This is a genomic window from Curtobacterium flaccumfaciens (assembly GCF_051548005.1).
Lineage (GTDB): Bacteria > Actinomycetota > Actinomycetes > Actinomycetales > Microbacteriaceae > Curtobacterium.
The window spans coordinates 1-21,138 of sequence record NZ_JBPUGH010000044.1 but is presented as its reverse complement, the minus strand read 5'-3'; the positions used below and the strand labels follow the sequence as shown (position 1 = coordinate 21,138).

At 71.0% G+C, this 21,138-nt stretch carries 20 protein-coding genes; 11 read left to right on the top strand and 9 right to left on the bottom strand.

The genetic code is table 11. The annotated features are described in order from the left end of the window. Nucleotides 1–40: 40 nt before the first annotated feature. Nucleotides 41–1,261, bottom strand: coding sequence for a beta-ketoacyl-[acyl-carrier-protein] synthase family protein (locus tag ACSW7Y_RS07560; protein WP_438125695.1), 1,221 nt, complete (start codon nucleotides 1,259–1,261; stop codon nucleotides 41–43). 57 nt (nucleotides 1,262–1,318) lie between these two features. Here ACSW7Y_RS07560 and ACSW7Y_RS07555 point away from each other — a divergent pair, with 57 nt between their 5' ends. Further along, nucleotides 1,319–1,900: a TetR/AcrR family transcriptional regulator C-terminal domain-containing protein gene (locus ACSW7Y_RS07555; RefSeq protein WP_438125694.1), complete on the top strand. Its 582-nt coding sequence runs from the start codon at nucleotides 1,319–1,321 to the stop codon at nucleotides 1,898–1,900. A 23-nt stretch (nucleotides 1,901–1,923) separates the two neighbouring features. Here the strand turns inward: ACSW7Y_RS07555 and dhaM are convergent, their stop codons facing one another. From dhaM to dhaK, 3 genes are read right to left on the bottom strand one after another with little or no spacing between them, the layout of a single operon-like run. Then, nucleotides 1,924–2,646, bottom strand: a complete 723-nt coding sequence (gene dhaM / locus ACSW7Y_RS07550; protein ID WP_438125693.1) for a dihydroxyacetone kinase phosphoryl donor subunit DhaM — start codon at nucleotides 2,644–2,646, stop codon at nucleotides 1,924–1,926. Beyond that, nucleotides 2,643–3,269, bottom strand: coding sequence for a dihydroxyacetone kinase subunit DhaL (gene dhaL, locus ACSW7Y_RS07545; RefSeq protein ID WP_438125692.1), 627 nt, complete (start codon nucleotides 3,267–3,269; stop codon nucleotides 2,643–2,645). Before dhaL ends, dhaM begins: the two co-directional genes overlap by 4 nt. 57 nt (nucleotides 3,270–3,326) lie before the next feature. Then, nucleotides 3,327–4,328, bottom strand: coding sequence for a dihydroxyacetone kinase subunit DhaK (gene dhaK / locus ACSW7Y_RS07540; RefSeq protein ID WP_438125691.1), 1,002 nt, complete (start codon nucleotides 4,326–4,328; stop codon nucleotides 3,327–3,329). Between the two features lie 292 nt (nucleotides 4,329–4,620). Between dhaK and ACSW7Y_RS07535 the strand changes: the two genes are divergently transcribed. Continuing rightward, nucleotides 4,621–5,346 (top strand): MIP/aquaporin family protein, encoded by a 726-nt coding sequence (locus ACSW7Y_RS07535; RefSeq protein ID WP_438125690.1) that lies wholly within the window; start codon nucleotides 4,621–4,623, stop codon nucleotides 5,344–5,346. A gap of 234 nt (nucleotides 5,347–5,580) precedes the next feature. Further along, nucleotides 5,581–7,092 (top strand): glycerol kinase GlpK, encoded by a 1,512-nt coding sequence (gene glpK, locus ACSW7Y_RS07530; RefSeq protein WP_400414148.1) that lies wholly within the window; start codon nucleotides 5,581–5,583, stop codon nucleotides 7,090–7,092. Between the two features lie 331 nt (nucleotides 7,093–7,423). Here the strand turns inward: glpK and trpD are convergent, their stop codons facing one another. Then, on the bottom strand, nucleotides 7,424–8,479 hold the full coding sequence (gene trpD / locus ACSW7Y_RS07525; RefSeq protein WP_438125689.1) for an anthranilate phosphoribosyltransferase: 1,056 nt from the start codon (nucleotides 8,477–8,479) through the stop codon (nucleotides 7,424–7,426). A gap of 70 nt (nucleotides 8,480–8,549) precedes the next feature. Here trpD and ctaE point away from each other — a divergent pair, with 70 nt between their 5' ends. The 5 genes from ctaE to ACSW7Y_RS07500 all read left to right on the top strand — a co-directional run bounded on the left by ctaE (nucleotide 8,550) and on the right by ACSW7Y_RS07500 (nucleotide 13,940). Beyond that, nucleotides 8,550–9,188 (top strand): aa3-type cytochrome oxidase subunit III, encoded by a 639-nt coding sequence (gene ctaE / locus ACSW7Y_RS07520; RefSeq protein ID WP_058724425.1) that lies wholly within the window; start codon nucleotides 8,550–8,552, stop codon nucleotides 9,186–9,188. 20 nt (nucleotides 9,189–9,208) lie between these two features. After that, complete coding sequence (gene qcrC / locus ACSW7Y_RS07515; protein ID WP_438125688.1) at nucleotides 9,209–10,018, top strand: cytochrome bc1 complex diheme cytochrome c subunit; 810 nt, start codon at nucleotides 9,209–9,211, stop codon at nucleotides 10,016–10,018. A 33-nt stretch (nucleotides 10,019–10,051) separates the two neighbouring features. Next, entirely contained in the window at nucleotides 10,052–11,128 is a 1,077-nt protein-coding gene (gene qcrA, locus ACSW7Y_RS07510) for a cytochrome bc1 complex Rieske iron-sulfur subunit (protein WP_438125687.1), read from the top strand. Beyond that, nucleotides 11,128–12,816 (top strand): cytochrome bc1 complex cytochrome b subunit, encoded by a 1,689-nt coding sequence (gene qcrB, locus ACSW7Y_RS07505; RefSeq protein ID WP_438125686.1) that lies wholly within the window; start codon nucleotides 11,128–11,130, stop codon nucleotides 12,814–12,816. Before qcrA ends, qcrB begins: the two co-directional genes overlap by 1 nt. 164 nt (nucleotides 12,817–12,980) lie before the next feature. Beyond that, a complete protein-coding gene (locus tag ACSW7Y_RS07500) occupies nucleotides 12,981–13,940 on the top strand; it encodes a phosphodiesterase (protein WP_438125685.1) in 960 nt (319 codons plus the stop codon). A gap of 196 nt (nucleotides 13,941–14,136) precedes the next feature. Here the strand turns inward: ACSW7Y_RS07500 and ACSW7Y_RS07495 are convergent, their stop codons facing one another. From ACSW7Y_RS07495 to ACSW7Y_RS07480, 4 genes are all read right to left on the bottom strand, one after another. Next, nucleotides 14,137–15,690 (bottom strand): stealth conserved region 3 domain-containing protein, encoded by a 1,554-nt coding sequence (locus tag ACSW7Y_RS07495; protein WP_438125684.1) that lies wholly within the window; start codon nucleotides 15,688–15,690, stop codon nucleotides 14,137–14,139. A 216-nt stretch (nucleotides 15,691–15,906) separates the two neighbouring features. After that, nucleotides 15,907–16,344 carry a DUF6804 family protein gene (locus ACSW7Y_RS07490; protein WP_438125683.1) on the bottom strand — a complete coding sequence of 146 codons (438 nt, stop codon included), beginning with the start codon at nucleotides 16,342–16,344 and terminating at the stop codon, nucleotides 15,907–15,909. After that, nucleotides 16,344–16,928: a GDSL-type esterase/lipase family protein gene (locus ACSW7Y_RS07485; protein ID WP_438125682.1), complete on the bottom strand. Its 585-nt coding sequence runs from the start codon at nucleotides 16,926–16,928 to the stop codon at nucleotides 16,344–16,346. Before ACSW7Y_RS07485 ends, ACSW7Y_RS07490 begins: the two co-directional genes overlap by 1 nt. Continuing rightward, a complete protein-coding gene (locus ACSW7Y_RS07480) occupies nucleotides 16,925–18,457 on the bottom strand; it encodes an SDR family oxidoreductase (protein WP_438125681.1) in 1,533 nt (510 codons plus the stop codon). Before ACSW7Y_RS07480 ends, ACSW7Y_RS07485 begins: the two co-directional genes overlap by 4 nt. Nucleotides 18,458–18,499: 42 nt before the next feature. Between ACSW7Y_RS07480 and deoC the strand changes: the two genes are divergently transcribed. The 3 genes from deoC to ACSW7Y_RS07465 form a co-directional block, all read left to right on the top strand. Continuing rightward, nucleotides 18,500–19,243, top strand: a complete 744-nt coding sequence (gene deoC / locus ACSW7Y_RS07475; protein ID WP_438125680.1) for a deoxyribose-phosphate aldolase — start codon at nucleotides 18,500–18,502, stop codon at nucleotides 19,241–19,243. A gap of 91 nt (nucleotides 19,244–19,334) precedes the next feature. Then, entirely contained in the window at nucleotides 19,335–20,294 is a 960-nt protein-coding gene (locus ACSW7Y_RS07470; protein WP_438125679.1) for an ROK family protein, read from the top strand. Nucleotides 20,295–20,524: 230 nt separating this feature from the next. Continuing rightward, nucleotides 20,525–21,138 (top strand): type IV toxin-antitoxin system AbiEi family antitoxin (locus ACSW7Y_RS07465; protein WP_438125678.1); only part of this gene is annotated, 614 nt, incomplete at its 3' end.

Sequence of the window (21,138 nt, the reverse complement as noted above, 5' to 3'; positions counted from 1 at the left end):
GAGGCACGGCGCACCGCCGCCCCGTCGGTCGCGCGGTCGGTCAGGCAGCCGTGAAGACGAGCGACGCGTTCTGACCGCCGAACCCGAAGGAGTTGTTGAGCGCCGCGCGGACCTTGGTGCGCCGCGCCGCGCCCGACACGACGTCGAGGTCGATCGCGGGGTCGAGCCGGTCGAGGTTGCGGGTCGGCGGGACGACCCCGGTCTCGACGGCGCGGAGGGCGAGGATCGACTCGACCGCTCCCGCAGCGCCGAAGAGGTGCCCGATCGCGCTCTTCGGGGCCGACACCGCCGCGTCCGTGCCGACCGCCCGGGCGATGGCCGCGGCCTCCCCCACGTCCCCGATCGGCGTGCTCGTCGCGTGGGCGTTCACGTGGTCGACGTCGCCAGGCCCGAGCCCGGCCATCCGGATCGCCGAACGCATGGCGCGCTCCTGCTCGCTGCCGTCGGCCAGCGGCGCCGTGATGTGGTGCGCGTCCGAGGTGATCGCCCAGCCGGCCAGGCGTCCCCGTACGTGCGCGGCTCGTGCCCGGGCGTGGTCGGCACGTTCGAGGACGACGATGCCCGCTCCCTCGCCGAGCACGAAGCCGCGGCGGTCCGCGTCGAAGGGCCGCGAGAGCGTCGCAGGGTCCTCCTCCCCCGGCTTCGCGAGCGCCTGCGACTGCGCGAACGACGCCATCGTCACCGGGGTGACCGCCGCCTCGGTCCCTCCGGCCACGACGACGTCGGCCTCTCCGGTGGCGATGAGCCTGGCCGCGGTGACGAGCGCCTCGGCCCCGGAGGCGCACGCGGACACCGTCGTGTACGCACCGGCTCGCGCGCCGAGTTCGATGCTGATCTGCGCGGCGGCTCCGTTCGCCATGAGCATCGGGACCGCGCGCGGCGACACTCGACGGGCGCCGGCGTCCCCGAGCACGTCGTGGGCGTCGAGGAGCGTCTCCACTCCCCCGATGCCCGTCCCGACGACCACCGCGAGACGGTCGCCCTCGACGCCTGGCGCTCCGGCGTCCGCCCAGGCCTCGTGCGCAGCGACGAGCGCGAGCTGCTGACTGCGGTCGAGCCGAGCGGCGCGGACCCGACCGAGGGCGGCGTCGGCGTCGAGCGCGGCGTCCGCCCCGACGCGGATCGGCACCCGGTCCCAGAGGTCAGCGTCGCGGTCGAGGACGTGCACGCCGGACCGACCCGCGACGAGCGCGTCCCAGAGTGCGTCCACGCCGTGGCCGAACGGGGTGACGCTGCCGTACCCGGTGATGACGATGTCCACGCGGAACCTCCTGCTTGTACGTTGAACAAGTCGAGTTGTACCACGTACAATTCCCGCATGGCAACCGAGGGTGACGGCGCGACCGCACGCGGATCGGCGACCCGTGCACGGATCATCGCGGCGACGGCGGGGCTCCTCGCCGCGGGCGGGTCGACCGACGTGACGGTGAGCGGCATCGCCCGGGCGGCAGGCGTCTACCCCAACCAGATCACGCACCACTTCGGCTCGAAGGACCGCCTCGTCCTCGATGCGGCGTTCACCCTGTTCCTCCGGGACACGAGCCGGATGCAGGTGGCTGGACGCCGGGTCGGCTCCCCCGAGGCGTTCCGGAGCCTGCTGGCGCGGACGACGTTGACGATGCCCTCACTCCCCCTGGTCGTCGCCGCGCTCAGCGCCGGGGGCCTGGAGCGCAGCACGCACCTGCTCGGGCTGCTCTTCCGGCAGTCCGAGCGCTACCTGGAGCGCATCGCGGACGATCGCGACTGGGTCCTCGGACCGGTGCAGCGAGACGTCCGGACGTTCTGGAGCGCGGCGTTCGGTGCGGCACTGCTCCGCGCGGCCGGCGGCGCGGGAGCCCCCGAGGACGTCGACCTCGCCGCGACGCTGTCGATCAGCACGCGACCGGTCGGAGGACGCTGACCCCTGTCACGCTCGCGAGTGGATCACTCTCCGAAGCCGGAGCGCACGAGCCCGACGAGCGCATCGACGGCGTCCTGCGCGTCGTCCCCGGACGCCTCGATGCCGACCGTCGCACCCTTCGGGAGCGCGAGCGCCATGATCGCGAGGAGGCTCTTCGCATCGACGCCGTTCACCCGGACCCGGGCGTCGAACCGAGCGGCGGTCTTGACGAACTCCGCCGCCGGTCGGGCGTGGAGCCCGCTCTCGTTGCGGAGCTCGACGGAGGCCGAGGCGACAGCGGCGTCCTCGGGGCTGGACCCGACCGCCCCGTCGACGGGTGCCGACGTGCTGTCGGGTGTCGTGCCTCCCGGCTGGTCCGTGGCGACCGGACCTGCAGCGCTGGCGGCCGCGGCGAGGACCGCCGTCACGTCGCCGCCGGTCTGCGCGGCGACCGCCGCGGCGACCGTTCCCTCGACGAGCGGCGCATGCGAGACGTGGACCCGGGCTCGGTCGTCGTCGTCGAGGAAGTCGAGCGCCGTGTCGGTCGTCAGGTAGGCGGAGCCGAGGTCGCACAGGACGACGATCCCGTCGGCGTCCCGGAGCTCCTCGAGCCCCGCGGTGATGGCCTCGAACGAGGTGCCGATCCCGCCGTCCTCGGTGCCCCCGGCCGCCACGAGCGGGACGTCCGCGGCCATCTGCCGGGCCAGCTCGACGGTCCCGGAGGCCACGGCGGCGCTGTGCGAGACGACGAGGATGCCGACGGTCACGCGGCGTCCACCGCGGCGCGCAGGAGGTAGACCGTCGACTGGGCCCCGGGATCGCGGTGACCGACGGCACGCTCGCCGAGGTAGCTCGCACGACCCTTCCGCGCGACGAGCGCGTCGGTGGACTCGGCGCCGGTCGCGGCGGCGTCCGCTGCGGCGGCGAGGACCTGTTCCGGGGTCGCGCCGTCGCTCGCGGCCGACGCGGCGGCGTCCACCGCGGGCGTCCACGCGTCCACCATCGTCTTGTCCCCGACCTCTGCCTTGCCACGCGAGACGATGCCGTCCCGCGCCGCGGTCAGGACGGCCACGAGCGCCGACGCGTCGAGCGTCTCGGCGTCACCGGCGGCCTGCGCAGCCTTGAGGTACGCCGTGCCGAACAGGGGCCCCGCCGCACCGCCGACCGTGGAGATGAGCTTGGTCGCGACCGTCTTGAAGACGGCCCCCGGGGTGTCGAACGACCCGGCGTCGAGCGCCTCGACGACGGCCCGGAAGCCACGGTCGAGGTTCTCGCCGTGGTCCCCGTCGCCGATCTCGCGGTCGAGCGTCACGAGCTCGGCGCGGTGGTCGTCGATCGTCGCTGCCGAGCGACGCACCCAGTCGATGGCCCATGCGGTGTCGAGCGCCAATGCGGTGTCCCTTCTGCGACCGGCCCGTCGTCGGGGCCGGGGTCGTGGTCCGGTGGTTCAGCGACCCCAGCGCAGGGCCGGGGTCTCCACCGGGGCGTCCCAGAGGGCGGTGAGTTCGTCGTCGAGCACGGTGACGGTCAACGAGAACCCCTGCATCTCGAGGGACGTGACGTAGTTGCCGACCAAACTACGCGTGACCTCGTGGCCGCGGTCGGAGAGGACCTCCTCGGCGCGTCGGTAGGCGATGTAGAGCTCGGACAGCGGTGTGCCGCCCATGCCGTTCACGAGGAGCAGCAGCTTCGAACCCGCCGGCGCGTCGAGGTCGGTGAGGATCGGCTCGAGCACGCGGTCGACCAGGTCGTCCGCCGGGGCCATCGGGATGCGCTCGCGGCCGGGCTCGCCGTGGATCCCGATCCCGAGCTCGACCTCGTCGTCGGCGAGGGTGAAGGACGGCTCGCCGGCGTGCGGGACGGTGCCGGACGACAGGGCGAGGCCCATCGACCGGGTGACCTCGTTGACGTGACGGGCGACCGCTGCGACGGCGTCGAGGTCGTCGCCGCGCTCGGCCGCGGCGCCCGCGCACTTCTCGACGACCACGGTGCCCGCGACGCCTCGACGACCGGCGGTGTACAGCGAGTCCTGCACCGCGACGTCGTCGTCCACCACGACCGACTCGACGCGGACGTCGTCCATCGCGGCGAGCTCGGCGGCGGTCTCGAAGTTGAGGACGTCGCCGGTGTAGTTCTTGACGATGTGGAGCACGCCCGCTCCCCCGTCGACGGCCTTGGTCGCGGCGACGATCGGGTCCGGCGTCGGGCTGGTGAACACCGGCCCCGGGACGGCGGCGTCGAGCATCCCGTACCCGACGAACCCGGCGTGCAGGGGCTCGTGTCCGCTGCCGCCACCGCTCACGATGCCGACCTTGCCGGAGACGGGTGCATCGACGCGGTGCAGGTGGATCGGGTCCTCGACCAGGACCACGTGCCCGGCGTGTGCCCGGGCGAACCCGCGGACGGTCTCGTCGACCACGGCGTGCGGGTCGTTGATGAGCTTCTTCATGCGCGAACTCCTTCGTCGACGGTGACGGGTGCACCGCTGCGGTGACGGGTTCACCCTACAGCGGGCGCCCGTTCGCCCTCCGTGCACGTTCGTGCATCAGGATCGCGGCGGGGAAGCCGCCCAGGTCGGGCGATCTCGCACCGCGGTTGCACGTTCGTGCACTTTCCCGCGGATCGCTCGCGATTCCGTCGCGGAGCCGCGATCCGCGTCAGTATGCTCGCCCCAATCACTCAACGGGGAGTGCCGGACCCGCACCACCGGACCCCCAACCCTCACGCACTGGAGGTCACCGATGGACGGCATCGGCGTCAATTTCCTCTCCGAGCTCGTCGGCACGGCGATGCTCATCATCCTCGGTGGCGGTGTCGTCGCCGCCGTGTCCCTGACCAAGTCCAAGGGCTTCGGCGCGGGCTTCCTCATGGTCACGATCGGTTGGGGCTTCGCGGTCTTCGCCGGCGTCACCGTGTCGTACAGCTCCGGAGGCCAGCTCAACCCCGCGGTGAGCCTCGCGCTCGCGCTGCTCGGCAAGATCACCGTCGGCGAGATGTTCCTCTACTGGCTCGCGCAGCTCATCGGCGCGATCATCGGTGCGGTCATCGTCTGGCTCGCCTACAAGCAGCACTTCGACGAGGAGCCGGACCCGGCCGCCAAGCTCGGCGTCTTCTCGACCGGCCCGGCGATCCGCAGCTACGCATGGAACGTCGTGACCGAGATCATCGGCACGTTCGTCCTCGTCTTCGTCGTCCTCGCCTTCACGAATGGCAAGACACCGGCCGAACTCGGCGCCGTCCCGGTCGCCTTCCTCGTGATCGCGATCGGTGTCTCCCTCGGGGGCCCGACCGGGTACGCCATCAATCCCGCCCGTGACCTCGGCCCGCGCATCGCGCACGCCTTCCTCCCGATCAAGGGCAAGGGTTCGTCCGACTGGTCGTACGCGTGGGTGCCGGTGGTCGGTCCGCTCATCGGTGGTGCGCTCGCCGCCGGCGCATCGACGTTCCTGCTCCCGATCGTCTCCTAGCCCCTCCGCCGCGGTCGACGCCGACTCCGACGTCGACCGCGGCACCCAGCCCGACCGGCGCAGAGCAGCCGGTCCGGCACCCAGCCCGACCGGCACAGCAGCCGGTCCGCACCCAGCCCGACCGGCACAGCCGCCGGTCCGCACCCCGCCCGACCGGCACAGCCGCCGGTCCGGCACCCGAAGCCCGGTCGGCACCGCAGCCGACCGTGACACCGACACCCGTAAGGAGCACCAATGGCCGACTACATCGTCGCCATCGACCAGGGCACCACCTCGACCCGAGCGATCGTGTTCGACCACTCCGGTTCCATCGTGTCCGTCGGACAGAAGGAGCACGAGCAGATCTTCCCGCGCGCCGGATGGGTCGAGCACGACCCGGCCGAGATCTGGGACAACACCCGCGAGGTCATCGGCCAGGCGCTCTCCCGCGCCGACATCACGCGGCACGACGTCGCCGCCGTCGGCATCACGAACCAGCGCGAGACCGCGGTGGTCTGGGACAAGAACACCGGCAAGCCGGTCTACAACGCGATCGTCTGGCAGGACACCCGCACCCAGGCCATCGTCGACAAGCTGGCCGACGGTGACACCGACCGCTACAAGTCGGTCGTCGGTCTCCCCCTCGCCACCTACTTCGCCGGCACCAAGATCGTCTGGATCCTCGACAACGTCGACGGCGCCCGCGAGAAGGCCGAGGCGGGCGACCTCCTCTTCGGCACGACCGACACCTGGGTCCTCTGGAACCTCACGGGTGGCGTCGACGGCGGCGTGCACAAGACGGACGTCACGAACGCGTCGCGCACCCTGTTCATGGACCTCGAGACGCTCGAGTGGCGCGACGACATCCTCGCCGACTTCGGCGTGCCGAAGTCGATGCTCCCCGAGATCGTCAGCTCGTCCGAGGTCTACGGCCACGTCGAGTCGTCGAACCTCCTCCGCGAGGTCCCGATCGCCGGCATCCTGGGCGACCAGCAGGCCGCGACCTTCGGCCAGGCAGCGTTCGACCAGGGCGAGTCGAAGAACACCTACGGCACCGGCAACTTCCTCATCTTCAACACGGGCACCGAGATCGTCCGGTCGGAGAACGGCCTCCTCACGACCGTCGGCTACAAGCTCGGCGACCAGGAGACCCACTACGCCCTCGAGGGGTCGATCGCCGTCACCGGATCGCTCATCCAGTGGCTCCGCGACAACCTCGGTCTCATCGGCAGCGCCCCGGAGGTCGAGGCCCTCGCCAAGACCGTCGAGGACAACGGTGGCGTCTACTTCGTCCCCGCGTTCTCGGGCCTCTTCGCGCCGTACTGGCGACCGGACGCCCGCGGCGCGATCGTCGGCCTCACGCGCTACGTCAACAAGGGCCACATCGCCCGTGCCGCCCTCGAGGCGACGGCGCTGCAGACCCGCGAGGTCCTCGACGCGGTGAACGCCGACTCCGGTGTGGACCTGACCGAGCTCAAGGTCGACGGCGGCATGACCGCGAACAACGAGCTCATGCAGTTCCAGGCCGACATCCTCAACGTGCCGGTCGTCCGACCGGTCGTCGCGGAGACCACGGCCCTCGGTGCCGCCTACGCCGCCGGCCTCGCCGTCGGCTTCTGGGCGAACCTCGACGAGCTCCGCGCGAACTGGCAGGAGGACCAGCGCTGGGAGCCGCAGCTCGACGACGCCGAGCGCGACCGCCAGCTCCGTCTCTGGAAGAAGGCCGTCACGAAGACCTTCGACTGGGTCGACGAGGACGTCCAGTAGTCAACTGCTGACGTGACCGCCTGGAGGCGCGGTGCGGGTCCGACGGACCGGCACCGCGCCTCTCCCCGTCGGCACCGCCTGCCCGCCGCTGGCGCGTCGGTCAGGAACCGGCGACGTGGCCCCGGTCATTGCGGTGGGCGCGGGGCGCTCGCTCCCCGCTGCTCACGCCCGCGGCTCGCAAGGTCGTGCGGAACCAGGTTCCGGACACAGCACCACGCTGTTCCACGGTGCCGTGTCCGGAACCTGGTTCCGACCTGCCGGAACCAGGTTCCGTCGGACCGTCGGAGCTGCCGAGACCCGGTCCCGCCGGACCGTCGTCGCGGCGACGTCGTCAGGCGGCGGGTGCGACGCCGACCCAGTCGGCCAGCTTGCGGGCCGCGGCGCCGGAGTCGATCGCCTCGGCCGCGACGGCGAGCTGTTCGCGGAAGCGCTGCAGGATCGGACGGTCCGCCTCGGCAGGGGTCTCCGCGAGCCGGAAGGACACGAGTCCCGCCGCCGCGTTGAGCAGCACGATGTCACGGACGGGTCCGGTCTCCCCCGCGAGGACGCGGTGCACCACGGCCGCGTTGTGCTCCGGGTCGCCGCCGAGCAGGTCCTCCGTCCGCGCCCGGGCGATGCCGAGGTCACGCGGGTCCAGGTCGTGCTCGATGACGCGCCCGCCGGTGACCTCCCAGATGTGGCTGTGCCCGGTGGTGGTGAGTTCGTCGAGACCGTCGTCGCCCCGGAACACGAGGGCCGTCGCGCCCCGGGTCTGGAACACGCCCGTGATGATCGGCACGAGCTCGAGCTGCGCCACGCCCACCGCGTTCGCCTCGCACCGTGCGGGGTTGACGAGCGGCCCGAGGAAGTTGAAGACGGTCGGCACGCCGATCTCTCGACGGACCGGACCCGCGTGCGCGAAGCCGGGGTGGAACGCGCTGGCGAACGCGAAGGTGAGCCCGACGCGGTGGAAGGTGTCCGCAACACGCGCGGCGTCCATCGAGAGATCGAGGCCGAGTGCGGCGAGGACGTCACTCGATCCGGACTTCGACGAGCTCGCACGGTTGCCGTGCTTCACCACGGGCACGCCGGCGGCGGCGATCACGATCGCAGCCATCGTGGAGACGTTCACCGTGCCGACGACGTCACCTCCGGTGCCCACGATGTCGAGCGCCATCGGGTCGACGTCCAGCGGGACCGCGGCGTCGAGGATCGCATCGCGGAAGCCGACGACCTCGTCGACCGTCTCGCCCTTGGCGCGGAGCGCGACGGCGAAGGCGGCGATCTGGGCGGACGTCGCGCGTCCCTGCACGATCTCCTCCATGGCCCATGTGGACTGCCTGATCGAGAGGTCCTGGCGCGCCATGAGCGCGCTGATCACCGAGGGCCAGGTCAGTTGGTCGTGCATGCTCCGATCGTAGTGAGTTCGAGCGACCCACCAGTTGGCTGCGAAAACACTGTCGGTGGTTTCGGCCATAATGGAGTCTGTGACTAGCACCCCTCTCTCCAGATCTGCCACCGCACCGGTCCTCAACAGGCCGAACGCCGTGGCCGTGGGGACGATCGTGTGGCTGGGCAGCGAGGTCATGTTCTTCGCCGGCCTGTTCGCGATCTACTTCACGCTCCGCAGCACCTCGCCCGAGCTCTGGGCCACCGAGACCGCCAAGCTCGAGGTGCCGTTCGCGTCGGTGAACACGATCATCCTGGTGCTGTCCAGCTTCGCCTGCCAGTTCGCGGTCTTCGCCGCCGAGCGCTTCCAGGTGCACCGCACGAGCTGGAACCCGCGCCACTGGGGCATGACCGAGTGGTTCTTCGTCACCTACTGCATGGGTGCGATCTTCGTCTGCGGGCAGATCTTCGAGTACGCCAACCTCTGGCACGAGGGCGTGACGCTCTCCTCCAGCGCCTACGGCTCGGCCTTCTACATGACGACCGGCTTCCACGGCCTCCACGTCACGGGTGGCCTCATCGCGTTCCTGCTGACCCTCGGTCGCGGGTTCGCCGCCAAGAACTTCGGTCACAAGGAAGCGACCACCGCGATCGTCGTGTCGTACTACTGGCACTTCGTCGACGTCGTCTGGATCGGCCTCTTCGCCGTCATCTACCTGCTCAAGTAGAACTGGATAGCCCCCACAGCATGTTCAACAGAACCAAGTCCAAGAAGGGCCGTCGGTCTCCCCTGGCGACCGTCTCGCTCATCGTCGTCGGCCTGATGACGACCGGCGGTGCCTACGCGCTGTTCAGCTCCACGGCGAACGCCGACGACAGCACGAGCAGCGTCTCCGCCGCGTCGACCCAGTCGAAGGTCAACGAGGGCGAGAAGCTCTTCGCCTCGAACTGCGCGACCTGCCACGGCCTCAACGCCCAGGGCACCGGCGAGGGTCCGTCCCTCATCGGCGTCGGCGCCGCGTCCGTCGACTTCCAGGTCGGTACCGGTCGCATGCCGATGGCTGCCTCGGGCCCCCAGGCCGAGGAGAAGCCGGCGCAGTTCACCGACGAGCAGGTCGACGCACTCGCGCAGTACGTCGCGTCGCTCGCCCCCGGACCCGCCGTGCCGTCGAGCGACCTCACGGACGGCAAGGGCGACGCCGCCGAGGGCGCCGAGCTCTTCCGCATCAACTGCGCCATGTGCCACAACGTGGCCGGTGCCGGCGGTGCGCTGACCGAGGGCAAGTACGCACCGAACCTGCAGAGCGTCTCGGGCAAGCACATCTACGAGGCCATGCTCACGGGCCCGCAGAACATGCCGGTCTTCAACGACCTGAACCTGACCCCGCAGCAGAAGGCCGACGTCATCTCGTACCTCAAGTACGTGCAGGACAACAAGTCGCCCGGCGGCTTCGCGCTCGGCTCCATCGGGCCGGTGGCCGAGGGTCTGTTCATCTGGATCTTCGGACTCGGCGCCGTCGTCGCGATGACGGTCTGGCTGACCGCGAAGTCCAACTGATCGTCCGTGTCGAACGACACTGAAGGGAACACCATGGCAGAGCACGACGACGAGGCACTGAACTCGTCCTCGGCTGTCGAGAAGCACGGCACGACGCACGGAACCACCGCCTCGGTCGGCACCGCGGTCGTGCCCGCGGACCCGTTCGAGAACCCGGGCGAGCCGCCGCACCGCGCGCGTCGCACGGACGTCGACCCGAAGAAGCAGCGGCTGGCCGAGCGCCAGGTCGCGACGTTCTTCTACCTCTCGATCGTGGGCAGCGTCCTCGCGATCGCGGCGTACGTCGCCTTCCCGATCAAGGAAGACGACTTCAGCACGGTCCGCCTGGCCAACCTCTGGCTCGGGCTGTCGATCACGCTGGCGCTCCTCGCGCTCGGCCTCGGTGCCGTCTACTGGTCGAAGTCCCTCGTGGTCGACCGTGAGATCACCGAGATGCGCCACGGCACCCGCGGCACCGACGCGACCCGTGCCAAGGCGGTCGAGGCGTTCCAGCTCGCCGACAAGGAGTCCGGGTTCAGCCGTCGCAAGCTGATCCGCAACTCGATGATCGGTGCGCTGGCCGCCTTCCCGCTCCCGGGCATCGTCCTCGTGCGCGACCTCGCGCCGGCGGCCGACCCGAACGAACTCCTCCGCCACACCATGTGGGCGAAGGGCACGCGCCTGACGAAGGACCCGACGGGTCTTCCGATCAAGGCGTCCGACGTGACCATCGGTTCGGTGTTCCACGTCATCCCGGACGGCATGCTCGACAAGGAGGACATGCTGGAGGAGAAGGCCAAGGCCGCCGTCCTCCTCATGCGCCTCGACCCCAACGACCTGCACCCCGCCAAGGGCCAGGAGAACTGGGGCTACGACGGCATCGTCGCGTACTCGAAGATCTGCACCCACGTCGGTTGCCCGGTCGCCCTGTACGAACAGCAGACGCACCACCTGCTCTGCCCGTGCCACCAGTCGACCTTCGACGTCGCGAACAACTGCGAGGTCATCTTCGGACCGGCTGCACGTCCCCTCCCCCAACTTCCGATCGCGATCGACGACGACGGCTACCTGGTCGCACAGAGCGACTTCCACGAGCCCGTCGGACCGTCCTTCTGGGAGCGTGAGCGCTGATGAGCACAACCACCCGTCCCGCGACGACGTCGGCCACCAAGCCGGCGCCCGAACGCGGTTCCCGCATCATCGGGGCCGCTGCCAACTACATCGACGAGCGCACGAGCATCTCGGGCCTGGTGAAGGAGGTCGGTCGCAAGATCTTCCCCGACCACTGGAGCTTCATGCTCGGCGAGGTCGCGCTGTACAGCTTCGTCGTGATCCTGCTCTCGGGCACGTTCCTGACGTTCTTCTTCCAGGCCTCCATGGCCGAGGTCGTCTACCACGGCGCGTACGTCCCGCTGAAGGGCGTCGAGATGTCGACCGCGCTGCAGTCGACGCTGAACATCTCGTTCGACATCCGTGGTGGCCTCTTCGTCCGACAGATCCACCACTGGGCGGCCCTGCTCTTCATCGCCTCGGTGATGCTGCACATGGCGCGCGTCTTCTTCACCGGCGCGTTCCGCAAGCCGCGTGAGCTCAACTGGGTCTTCGGCTTCGTCCTCTGGGTGCTCGCCATGGCCGAGGGCTTCACGGGCTACTCGCTCCCCGACGACCTGCTGTCCGGCAACGGCCTGCGCATCATCGTCGGCATGATCGAGGGCGTCCCGGTGATCGGTGTCTGGATCGCCTACCTGCTGTTCGGTGGCGAGTTCCCCGGCACCGACATCGTCGGCCGTCTGTACACGCTGCACATCCTGCTGCTCCCCGCGATCCTGGTCGCGGTGCTCGGTGTCCACCTCGTGCTCGTCGTGATCAACAAGCACACGCAGTTCGCCGGTCCGGGCAAGACCAACGACAACGTCGTGGGTGTCCCGATCCTCCCGGCGTTCGCCGCGAAGGCCGGTGGGTTCTTCTTCATCGTCGCCGGCATCCTGGCGCTCATCGCGTCGCTGTTCACGATCAACCCGATCTGGAACTACGGCCCGTACGACCCGTCCCCGGTGTCCGCCGGTACCCAGCCTGACTGGTACATCGGCTTCGCCGACGGTGCGCTGCGTCTGGTGCCGCCGCACTGGGAGGTCGTCTGGTTCGGCTACACGGTGTCGTTCAACATCCTCGTGCCGATCGCCGTCCTGATGGCGCTCATCGTGGCGATGTTCATCTACCCGTTCGTCGAGGCGTGGGTCACGGGCGACAAGCGCGAGCACCACATCCTCGACCGTCCGCGCAACGCTCCGACCCGCACGGGTCTCGGGGCGGCCGGCATCACGCTCTACGCGAGCCTCTGGGCGGCAGCGTCATCGGACATCATCGCGACGCACTTCATGGTCTCGATCGACCACGTGATCCACGTGATCCAGGCCACGACGGTCCTCGGCCCGTTCGTCGCCTTCTGGATCACGAAGCGCGTGTGCCTCGCTCTCCAGAAGAAGGACCGCGAGATCGTCCTGCACGGGTACGAGTCGGGCCGCATCGTCCGCCTCCCCCACGGCGAGTACATCGAGGTGCACGAGCCCCTCGACGAGTACGAGCGCTGGCGCCTGCTGCAGTTCAACGAGTACAAGCCGCTCATGGTCCGCCCCGACGCCCGGGGTCGCATCACGGGGCTCCAGAAGGCTCGCGCGAGCGTGTCGCGGTTCTTCTTCGAGGACCGCATCGCGCCGGTGTCCAAGGCCGAGCTCGAGGCCGCGCACGCCGCGCACCACGGTCCCGAGCTCACCGAGGGCGAGCACCCTGCTGCCGCGGTCGGTGCCGGCAACCACTAGCAGGAACACTCCTCGGCAAGAACGAACAAGCCCCTCGTCCACTTCGTGGTCGGGGGGCTTGTTCGTTCGCCTCATTCCGACAACACCCCCCTCCGGTTCACCGGCGGTTCAGAATCCTGTGGCAGCGTGTTGTACGACGCACCCGCCAACGGAACGAGACACCGATGGACAGCCGGACGGCCGAACACCCCAGGCCGAACCACTTCCTTCTCCACCTCAGCGACACGCACCTCGTCAGCGGCGACGGCCCGCTCTACGGGGACGTCGACCCGGCAGCGAGGCTGGCCGAGATCATCGCGGACATCGAAGCCTCGGGCGCCCGGCCCGAGGCGATCGTCGTGACCGGCGACGTCGCGGACAAGGGTGAGCCGGGCGCCTACGTCAGGGTGCGCGATCTCCTCGAGCCCGCCGCGGCGCGGATCGGTGCCCAGGTCATCTGGGCGATGGGCAACCACGACGAGCGTGGGGCCTTCCGCCAGGAGCTCTTCGGCGTCCAGCCGACCGACCGCCCCGTCGACTTCGTCTACGACGTCAACGGTCTGCGCGTGATCACCCTCGACACGAGCGTGCCGGGCCACCACCACGGCGAGGTCTCGCCTGAGCAGCTCGACTGGCTCGCCGAGGTCCTCTCCGAGGCCGCACCGCACGGCACCATCCTGGCGATGCACCACCCGCCCGTACCGAGTGTGCAGGACCTCGCGGTGCTGGTCGAACTCCGCGACCAGGCGTCACTCGCCGAGGTCGTCGAGGCCAGCGACGTGATCGGCATCATCGCCGGACACCTGCACTACTCCACGAGCGCCGTCTTCGCGGGCATCCCCGTCTCGGTCGCGAGTGCGACCTGCTACACGCAGGACCTCATGGAGTACCAGGCCGGCACGCGGGGCCGCGACGGTGCGCAGTCCTTCAACCTCGTGCACGTGTACGGACGGAACGTCGTGCACTCGGTGGTCCCGATCGGGCACTACTCGACGGTGGGCGAGCCGGTGTCCGCAGCGGAGACCGAGGCACGACTCGCTGCCGCCGGCGTTCGGATCGCCCCGGCGGTCGAGCCGGCGCCGGTGACGTCGAGCATCCCCGTGTTCACGCTCGACTCGGTGCCGCTCTCCCCCGTCCACCCGTAGGCCGGAGAAACGCGCCCGCTCCGACGTCCCGCGTGTCGATCGACGCGTGACACGTCGGAACGAGCGCGTTTCGCGACACGGACACGGACACGGACACGAGCACGAGCACGGCCACGAGCACCTGGCGTCCGTGGTCGGCTCCCGGCGCCGGGCTCGCAGGATCGCTCGGAGCGACCCGGCCGGACGCTGGTGCGTCCTAGGCGCCGGGCCGCTCCCACGGCGCGGGGAACGGGAAGTACTTCTCGAGGAAGTCCGTCACGCGCTCGGTCCGCTCCTCGTCGCTGACCTCCGGGAAGCTGCCGTCGTTCAGGCAGAAGAAGTCCACGTTCCGCTTCTTGAGCAGGTCGTCGAGGGTCTTGAGCCCGGACTGCATCGTCGTGTCGACGTACCGCACCGAGGAGTTCTCCTGGATGATCGCCCGACCCGTGAGCAGCGCGTAGTAGTGGTACAGCGAGTTCGTCACGGAGATGTTGTCCGCGGCACGGAACCGCGATGCGGCCGTGGCGCGGAACTCGTCCGCGAACTCGTGCTCCATCTCGGTCATGATCGACGCCCGGAGCGGGGTCGGCGCGTGCTCGAGGTGCCGGGTCGTCACCGCGCCGAACCGCTGCTGCAGCAGGCGTCGGTTGACCCGGGCGGAGTTCTCGAACCCACTGCGGGCGGGGTTGTTCGAGCCGAGCCCGATGCGGGTGTCGGCGACGATGAACTTCGTGACCGAGCCCGGGCTGAAGAACACCGACGAGTCCGCCAGGCGACCGAAGAACATGTCGTCGTTCGAGTAGATGAAGTGCTCGCTGATGCCCGGGATGTGGTGCAGCTGCGACTCGACGGCCTGCGAGTTGTGCGTCGGCAGCACGGACGGGTCGGCGAAGAACTCCTCGCTGCGGACGATGCGCACCTTCGGGTGGTCGGCGAGCCACTTCGGCGCCGGCGAGTCCGTCGCGATGTAGATCTGCCGGATCCACGGCGCGAAGGTGTGCACCGACCGGAGCGCGTACTTCAGCTCGTCGATCTGCCGGAACCGGGCCGGGGCGTCGTCGCCCTCTCCCAGGACCGCGTTCGCCTGCGCGGCCTGACGGGCCCGCTGGTACTCGATCGCGTTGCCGTCGACCCACGAGAACACGATGTCGATCGGGAAGCGGATGTCCGAGACGTGGTCGTCGAACATGTGCTCGACGGTGCGCCAGGTGCGGCCGTACCGGTCGATGTCGACGAGCACGAACTCTTCGATCGGCAGGCTCCGGCGCATCAGGGCGTTCTCGACGGGTGCCAGGACCTCGATGTCGGTGACCCGCCAGAACTCGAGCTGCACGCTCGTCTCAGCGCCGTAACGCAGCCGCCCGATCGGTTCGACGCGCGGCCGGAAGAGACGAAGGACCGGCTCGTCGGGCGCCCCGAGGCCGTCGTCGAGGACGAGCACGGCGGGCCGCTTCGGCGGCTTCGCGTAGAAGGGCTCGTTCGCGGCCGCCGCCATGATCGCGCTCTCGGCACGCTGCCGGTCGCGCTCGTCGACGGCGATCACCGGTCGCTGGTCGTTGCCGCGGATGAGCAGGTGGTCGACGTCACCGGCGGTGAGGGCGTCGTCGAGGAACAACAGGTCCTCGATCATGGACTGCTGGGGCGTCAGGTGGCCGTTGACGAGCGTGAGACGACCCTTCCGCACCACGACGTCGGGCCGGTCGAGACCGCCGGACGACGGGCGAGGGGTCAGCAGTGGACTCTCGGTCACCGGCTCGGTCTCGTCGCTCATCCATGCCCTTCGGGTCGTTCGGTCGGGTCCTGCACCCGACTGACTGATCCTACCGTCCACGTGGACCGCTGGTGCGCCGGTCCCCGTGCAGGCCCGGCGGTCACGTCGGGCCGTGGGACACGACCCGTCCCAGTCTCGTGCCGCGGCCGTCCAGACCTGCCGGGAGGCACGCCCCACCTCCGCCTCGCGACGCTCGGTGTGCGCGCGGCGGCGGGGTCAGCGCCCCGCTGCGTCCGTCTCGCGCGGCACCTTCACGGCGAGCCCGACCACGATGAAGAGCGCCGCGGCGACGATCTGCAGGGCCGCCCAGACCTGACCGGAGATCGGCACGACGACGAGCGGGTTCCAGCACACCGCCACGGCGGCCATCAGCGCCGCTGCCCACCACGCGCGCCCGCGCACCGCGAACACGAGGATGATCAGGGCGAGCACGGTGACGCCCCACCGGGCGAACACGAACGCCGAGGCGTCGATGAGCGCGACGCACGCGAGCAGCACGACGGCCGCGAGCAACGAGGGCGCGAGCGCCGGACGGGTGTACGGCGGGAGTTCCCGTTCCCCACCGGCGGTCCGTTGCGTCGGTCGCGGGGTCGAGGTCGCGGGCACGCCCTGCTGGGACGACCCGATCGCGGGTCGTCCCTTCCTCGGTGCCATCAGGCGGAGGCGCCGTCGAGGTCGATCGCCCGGAACGGACGCGACATCGGCGGCAGGTCCCGCACTCGTTCGAGGGCGGGCTCGAGTTCGTCGAGGTACGCGCGGTAGCCCTCGTCGTTGAGGTGCAGGCCGTCGTCGGAGTAACGGTCCGCGAGGTGGTCCCCGTCGGCGAGGGCGGGCCACGCGTCGAGGTACTGGGCGTGGCAGGTGGCGACGAACTGCCGGAGGTGTCTGTTGGCCTCCTCGATCTTCGCGCGGAACTCGGCCTGCCTCGGCAGGACCGAGACCAGGAGCAGCCGGACACCGGGAAGCTCTCGGCGGAGGGTCACGAGGATCGTCTCGACGTTGCGGACGACGTGCTCCACGCTCGCGCGGTGGTTGCCGAAGTCGTTCGTGCCGATGAGCAGGACGATCACCTCGGGTTCGGCGGCCACCACGGCGTCGAGCCGCTCCAGGACGCCGTCGGTGGTGTCCCCGCCGACGCCCAGGTTCAGCGTGCGCTCGGCGGGCAGCCGGTTCTCCCAGTCCCCTGCCTCGGTGATGCTGTCCCCCAGGAACAGGACGGTGGGTCGGTCCTCGGTCATGCTGCCTCCTCGTGCGACGTGTCAGCACCATCATTCTGGTGGGTGCGGTTGCGGGAGGTCGAGTCGGTGTTGTGCGACTCGCGCTCGGCCGCCGCCGTGATGCGCTCGACCATGCCCGGGAAGATCACTCCGTGGAACGGGAGGATCGAGTACCAGTAGAGGCGGCCGGACAGTCCCTGCGGGAAGTAGATCGCTCGCTGGTGGTAGTCGCTGCCACCGTCCGGCGACGGCGTCACCGTCATCTCGAGCCACGCTCGGCCCGGTGACTTGAACTCCGCGCGGAGCCGCAGGTACCGCCCGCGGTCGAGCTGTTCGACCCGCCACCAGTCGAGGGCGTCGCCCTGCTCCAGGCGCTGTGGGTCCCGCCGGCCCCGGCTCAGCCCGACGCCGCCGGCGATCTTGTCCATCCACCCGCGGGCGACCCAGGCGAGCGGGAACGAGTACCAGCCGTTGTCGCCGCCGATGGACTCGACGACCCGCCAGACCTCCTGGGCCGACGCCTCGGTGTGCCGCTTGCGGTCGTCGACGTACACGGTGTGCCCGGCCCAGTCCGGGTCGCTCGGCAGCGGGTCGGCCGGGGTCGCGGCGAGGGTCGCGTTGCGCCAGCTCGTCTCGACCTCGCCCGTGCGCATGCGCTGCAGCGCCAGTCGGACGGCGCGCCGGTACGGGGTGAGCCCGCCCTCCGGTTGCGGGACGTACTCGTCGATGTCGTGCTCGCGCTGGACGCACTCGAACTGCAGCGACTCGATGATCGGCCGGGCGAGCTTCCGCGGGATGGGCGTCACGATGTTGAACCAGTGCGCGGCGAGCCCGGGGGTGAGCACCGGGAGCGAGGCGATCGCCCGCTGCGGCAGCTTCGCCTCGACCGCGTAGCCGTTGAGCATCTGGCCGTAGCGCAGGACGTCCGGGCCGCCGATGTCGAACGTGCGGTTGACGTCGGCCGGGATGTCGAGGGCCTTGACGAGGTAGTACAGGACGTCGCGGATCGCGATCGGCTGGATGTGGTTCCGGACCCACTTCGGCGCGGGCATCCACGGCAGGACGTCGGTGACGTGCCGGATCATCTCGAACGAGGTGCTGCCGGAGCCGATCACCACACCCGCCTGGTACGCGATCGTCGGCACGCCCGAGCGCAGCAGGACGTCCCCGACCTCCTTGCGGCTGCGCAGGTGCCTCGACAGCTCGCCGTCGGGGTGCAGCCCGCCCAGGTAGACGAACCGTCGGACCCCGGCCACGCGTGCCTCGTGGCCCATCGTGCCGGCCGCCTGCGTCTCGGCGCGCTCGAAGTCGCCGTCCGCCCCCATCGCGTGGGCCAGGTAGTAGACCGCGTCGATCCCCTCGACGGCGGCGCGCACGGCCCGGGCGTCCGAGAGGTCGCCCTCCGCGATCTCCACGTCGTCGTGCCAGGGGACGTCCTGCAGCTTCCGTGGCGTGCGTGCGAAGACCCGCACGGTGTGACCGGCTTCGAGGAGTCTGGGGACGAGGCGGCCGCCGATGTACCCGGTGGCGCCGGTGACGAGGACGTGCATGTGGGGCACGGTACGCGCGCCGCCTCCGGGTAGGCTTGCCGGGTGGACAACGCAGCCATCCCCACCCCAGGCCACCTCGACGCGGACGCGGTCCGGGCCCTCATCGACCACGCGATCCTGAAGCCCGAGCTCACCCGCGCGGACGTCGACGCCCAGCTCGACGAGGCCGCCGCGTACCGCGTGTTCAGCGTGTGCGTCCGCCCGAGCGACGTCGCGCACGCCGTCGAGCGTCTGACCGGCACCGGGGTCGGCGTCGGCACGGTGATCGGCTTCCCGCACGGCACCACCTCGACCGCGGCCAAGGTCGCCGAGTCGTTGCAGGCCCTCGCGGACGGCGCGTTCGAGCTCGACATGGTGCAGAACATCGGCGCCGCGAAGTCCGGCGACTGGGAGCGCGTCGAGCAGGACGTCCGTGCCGTCGTCGACGCCGCGGGCAGCACCGTCGTCAAGGTCATCCTCGAGACCGCGTTCCTCACCGACGACGAGATCGTCGCCGCCTCACGCGCTGCACAGCGCGCGGGCGCCGCGTTCGTGAAGACCTCGACCGGCTTCGCCGGCGGGGGTGCGACGGCCGAGCACATCCGCCTCATGCGCGAGACCGTCGGTGCGGACACCGGCGTGAAGGCCTCCGGGGGCGTCCGCGGGCTGGACACCCTCCTCGAGATGGTCGACGCGGGCGCGGACCGCATCGGCACGAGCGCCTCGGCGCGCATCCTCGACGAGCTCGCGCACCGCAGCGAGACCGGCGCCGCGTCGTCGCTCGGCGACGACACCTCGTCCTACTGACCCCAATCCCCGCCGGGGCCGGGCACCCGCCGGACGCCAGCGTGCGTCGCGGACGTGCACCGTGCCTCCAGGCCGTCGCACCGGAGCGATCATGACCGACAGCACCACCCTCCCCGCGGGCCAGTCCCTCGCCCTCGCCGTCGACCTCGGTGGCACGAAGGTCGAGGCCGCCCTGGTCACCGACCAGGGCGTGGTCCTGCCGACCACGCGGCACCGCAGCCCGACCGGCCCCGGCCGTACCTCGGACGAGCTGCAGGCCGCGGTCGACGAGGTCGTGACCGCCACGCTCGCGACCCTGCCCGCGGACGCGGTCCTCGTCGGCGTCGGCATCGGCTCAGCCGGGCCCGTCGACGAGGTCAACGGCCTCGTGTCGCCGCTCAACATGCCCGTCTGGCGGGGCTACCCGCTGCGGGACCGGGTCGCGCAGCACGTGCCCGCCGGCGTCCCGGTGACGCTGCGCATGGACGGCCTCGCGATCACCCTCGCCGAGCACTGGGTCGGAGCCGCGCAGGGGTCCGACCACGTGATGGGCATGATCGTCTCCACCGGTGTCGGCGGCGGGCTCATCCTGCACGGCCGCACCGTCAGCGGTCCGACGGGCAACGCCGGCCACATCGGGCACGTCGAGTGCGGTGGGTTCGACGACCCGTGCGCGTGCGGCGGCACGGGCTGCCTCGAGGCCGTCGCGAGCGGCCCGAAGACCGTCGCCTGGGCGCAGCGCCAGGGCTTCGCGGGCACGACGGGCGAGGAGCTCGCCGCCGCGTACGCCGCCGGTGACGAGATCGCCGTCGCGGCCGTCCGGCGCAGCGGACGTGCGCTCGGGCAGGCGATCGCCGCGGCGACGAGCCTGGTCGACCTCGAGGTCGTCGCGATCGGTGGCGGCTTCTCGCACGTCACACCGGACCTCTTCGAGTTCGCCCGGCAGGCCGTGGCCGAGCGGGTCGAGTTCCCGTTCGTGACGAAGGTGCGGATCGTCCCCACCGGACTGTCGCAGGACGGTCCGCTCATCGGCGCGGCCGCGCTCGTGCACCGGGCGGACGTCCTGCGCTGACGGGCCTGCTCCGAGCTGCGGCGGGGGCGCTCGCGTCGTCGCTGCGGCACCCGCTGTTCTTGCTGCCCCTGCTGGTCCGGCTGCTCCTGCTGTTCCTGTTGCTCCTGCTGCTCCGGCGCTGATCCCCGCCGCCCTGGAGCCACGCGTCGTCCCCGCCACGCGCCTCCCGTCCGCAGGTGGCTGTCCACAGGGCCGCGTGGTCGCGCAGTCCGGTCCGGCAGGATGACGGGGTGCCCCGCCCGCGCCTCCTGACGACCGACGACTGGCCGGAGGCCGAACTGCGGGCCGCGGTGCTCGCCGGTGAACTCGTGCCGGTCGGTGCGTGCTGGGCCTCCCCCGCCGAGCCACAGGACGCCGCACTCCGTGCCGAGGCCGTCGCCTGGTCGCTGCCGGACGACCGGCTCGTCGCCGCCCACCGCACAGCCGCCTGGGTCTGGGGAGCGCTCTCCCGGCCGCCCTGCCCACTCGAGTGCGTCGTGCCCTCCCGGGTCCGGCTCCGGGTCGATCCGGCCGCCGTCCACGTCCGCGAGGTCGCGCTGCTCCCCGATGACGTGCGCGTCGTCGCCGGCCTCCGCGTCACGGCGCCGCTCCGGACCGCCGTCGACCTGCTGCGAGCACCCGGCCCAGGTCCTGGTGGCGCGGGCACCGGCGGCACCGGCGGCACCGGCGGCACCGGCGGTACGGGCGTCGGCGGCGTGCGGTCTGGCGGGATGCACCCCGCTGACGAGGACGCGGTGCGGGGGCTCGTCGGGACCGGGGTCGTCGAGGTGGGCGACCTGGGACGCGCCCTCGGTGCGCTCGGGGCCGTCCCGATGGTGCGCCAGGCCGAGCGACGGGTCGCGGC

Bases quoted from the DNA above. Each gene is read 5' to 3' on its own strand.
- ACSW7Y_RS07470 (WP_438125679.1), top strand. From the start codon at position 19,335: ATGACCGACAGCACCACCCTCCCCGCGGGCCAGTCCCTCGCCCTCGCC.
- ctaE (WP_058724425.1), top strand. From the start codon at position 8,550: ATGGAGTCTGTGACTAGCACCCCTCTCTCCAGATCTGCCACCGCACCG.
- ACSW7Y_RS07480 (WP_438125681.1), bottom strand. From the start codon at position 18,457: ATGCACGTCCTCGTCACCGGCGCCACCGGGTACATCGGCGGCCGCCTC.
- qcrB (WP_438125686.1), top strand. From the start codon at position 11,128: ATGAGCACAACCACCCGTCCCGCGACGACGTCGGCCACCAAGCCGGCG.
- glpK (WP_400414148.1), top strand. From the start codon at position 5,581: ATGGCCGACTACATCGTCGCCATCGACCAGGGCACCACCTCGACCCGA.
- ACSW7Y_RS07490 (WP_438125683.1), bottom strand. From the start codon at position 16,344: ATGGCACCGAGGAAGGGACGACCCGCGATCGGGTCGTCCCAGCAGGGC.
- ACSW7Y_RS07485 (WP_438125682.1), bottom strand. From the start codon at position 16,928: ATGACCGAGGACCGACCCACCGTCCTGTTCCTGGGGGACAGCATCACC.
- ACSW7Y_RS07555 (WP_438125694.1), top strand. From the start codon at position 1,319: ATGGCAACCGAGGGTGACGGCGCGACCGCACGCGGATCGGCGACCCGT.
- qcrC (WP_438125688.1), top strand. From the start codon at position 9,209: ATGTTCAACAGAACCAAGTCCAAGAAGGGCCGTCGGTCTCCCCTGGCG.
- ACSW7Y_RS07500 (WP_438125685.1), top strand. From the start codon at position 12,981: ATGGACAGCCGGACGGCCGAACACCCCAGGCCGAACCACTTCCTTCTC.
- dhaK (WP_438125691.1), bottom strand. From the start codon at position 4,328: ATGAAGAAGCTCATCAACGACCCGCACGCCGTGGTCGACGAGACCGTC.
- ACSW7Y_RS07495 (WP_438125684.1), bottom strand. From the start codon at position 15,690: ATGAGCGACGAGACCGAGCCGGTGACCGAGAGTCCACTGCTGACCCCT.
- ACSW7Y_RS07535 (WP_438125690.1), top strand. From the start codon at position 4,621: ATGGACGGCATCGGCGTCAATTTCCTCTCCGAGCTCGTCGGCACGGCG.
- qcrA (WP_438125687.1), top strand. From the start codon at position 10,052: ATGGCAGAGCACGACGACGAGGCACTGAACTCGTCCTCGGCTGTCGAG.
- trpD (WP_438125689.1), bottom strand. From the start codon at position 8,479: ATGCACGACCAACTGACCTGGCCCTCGGTGATCAGCGCGCTCATGGCG.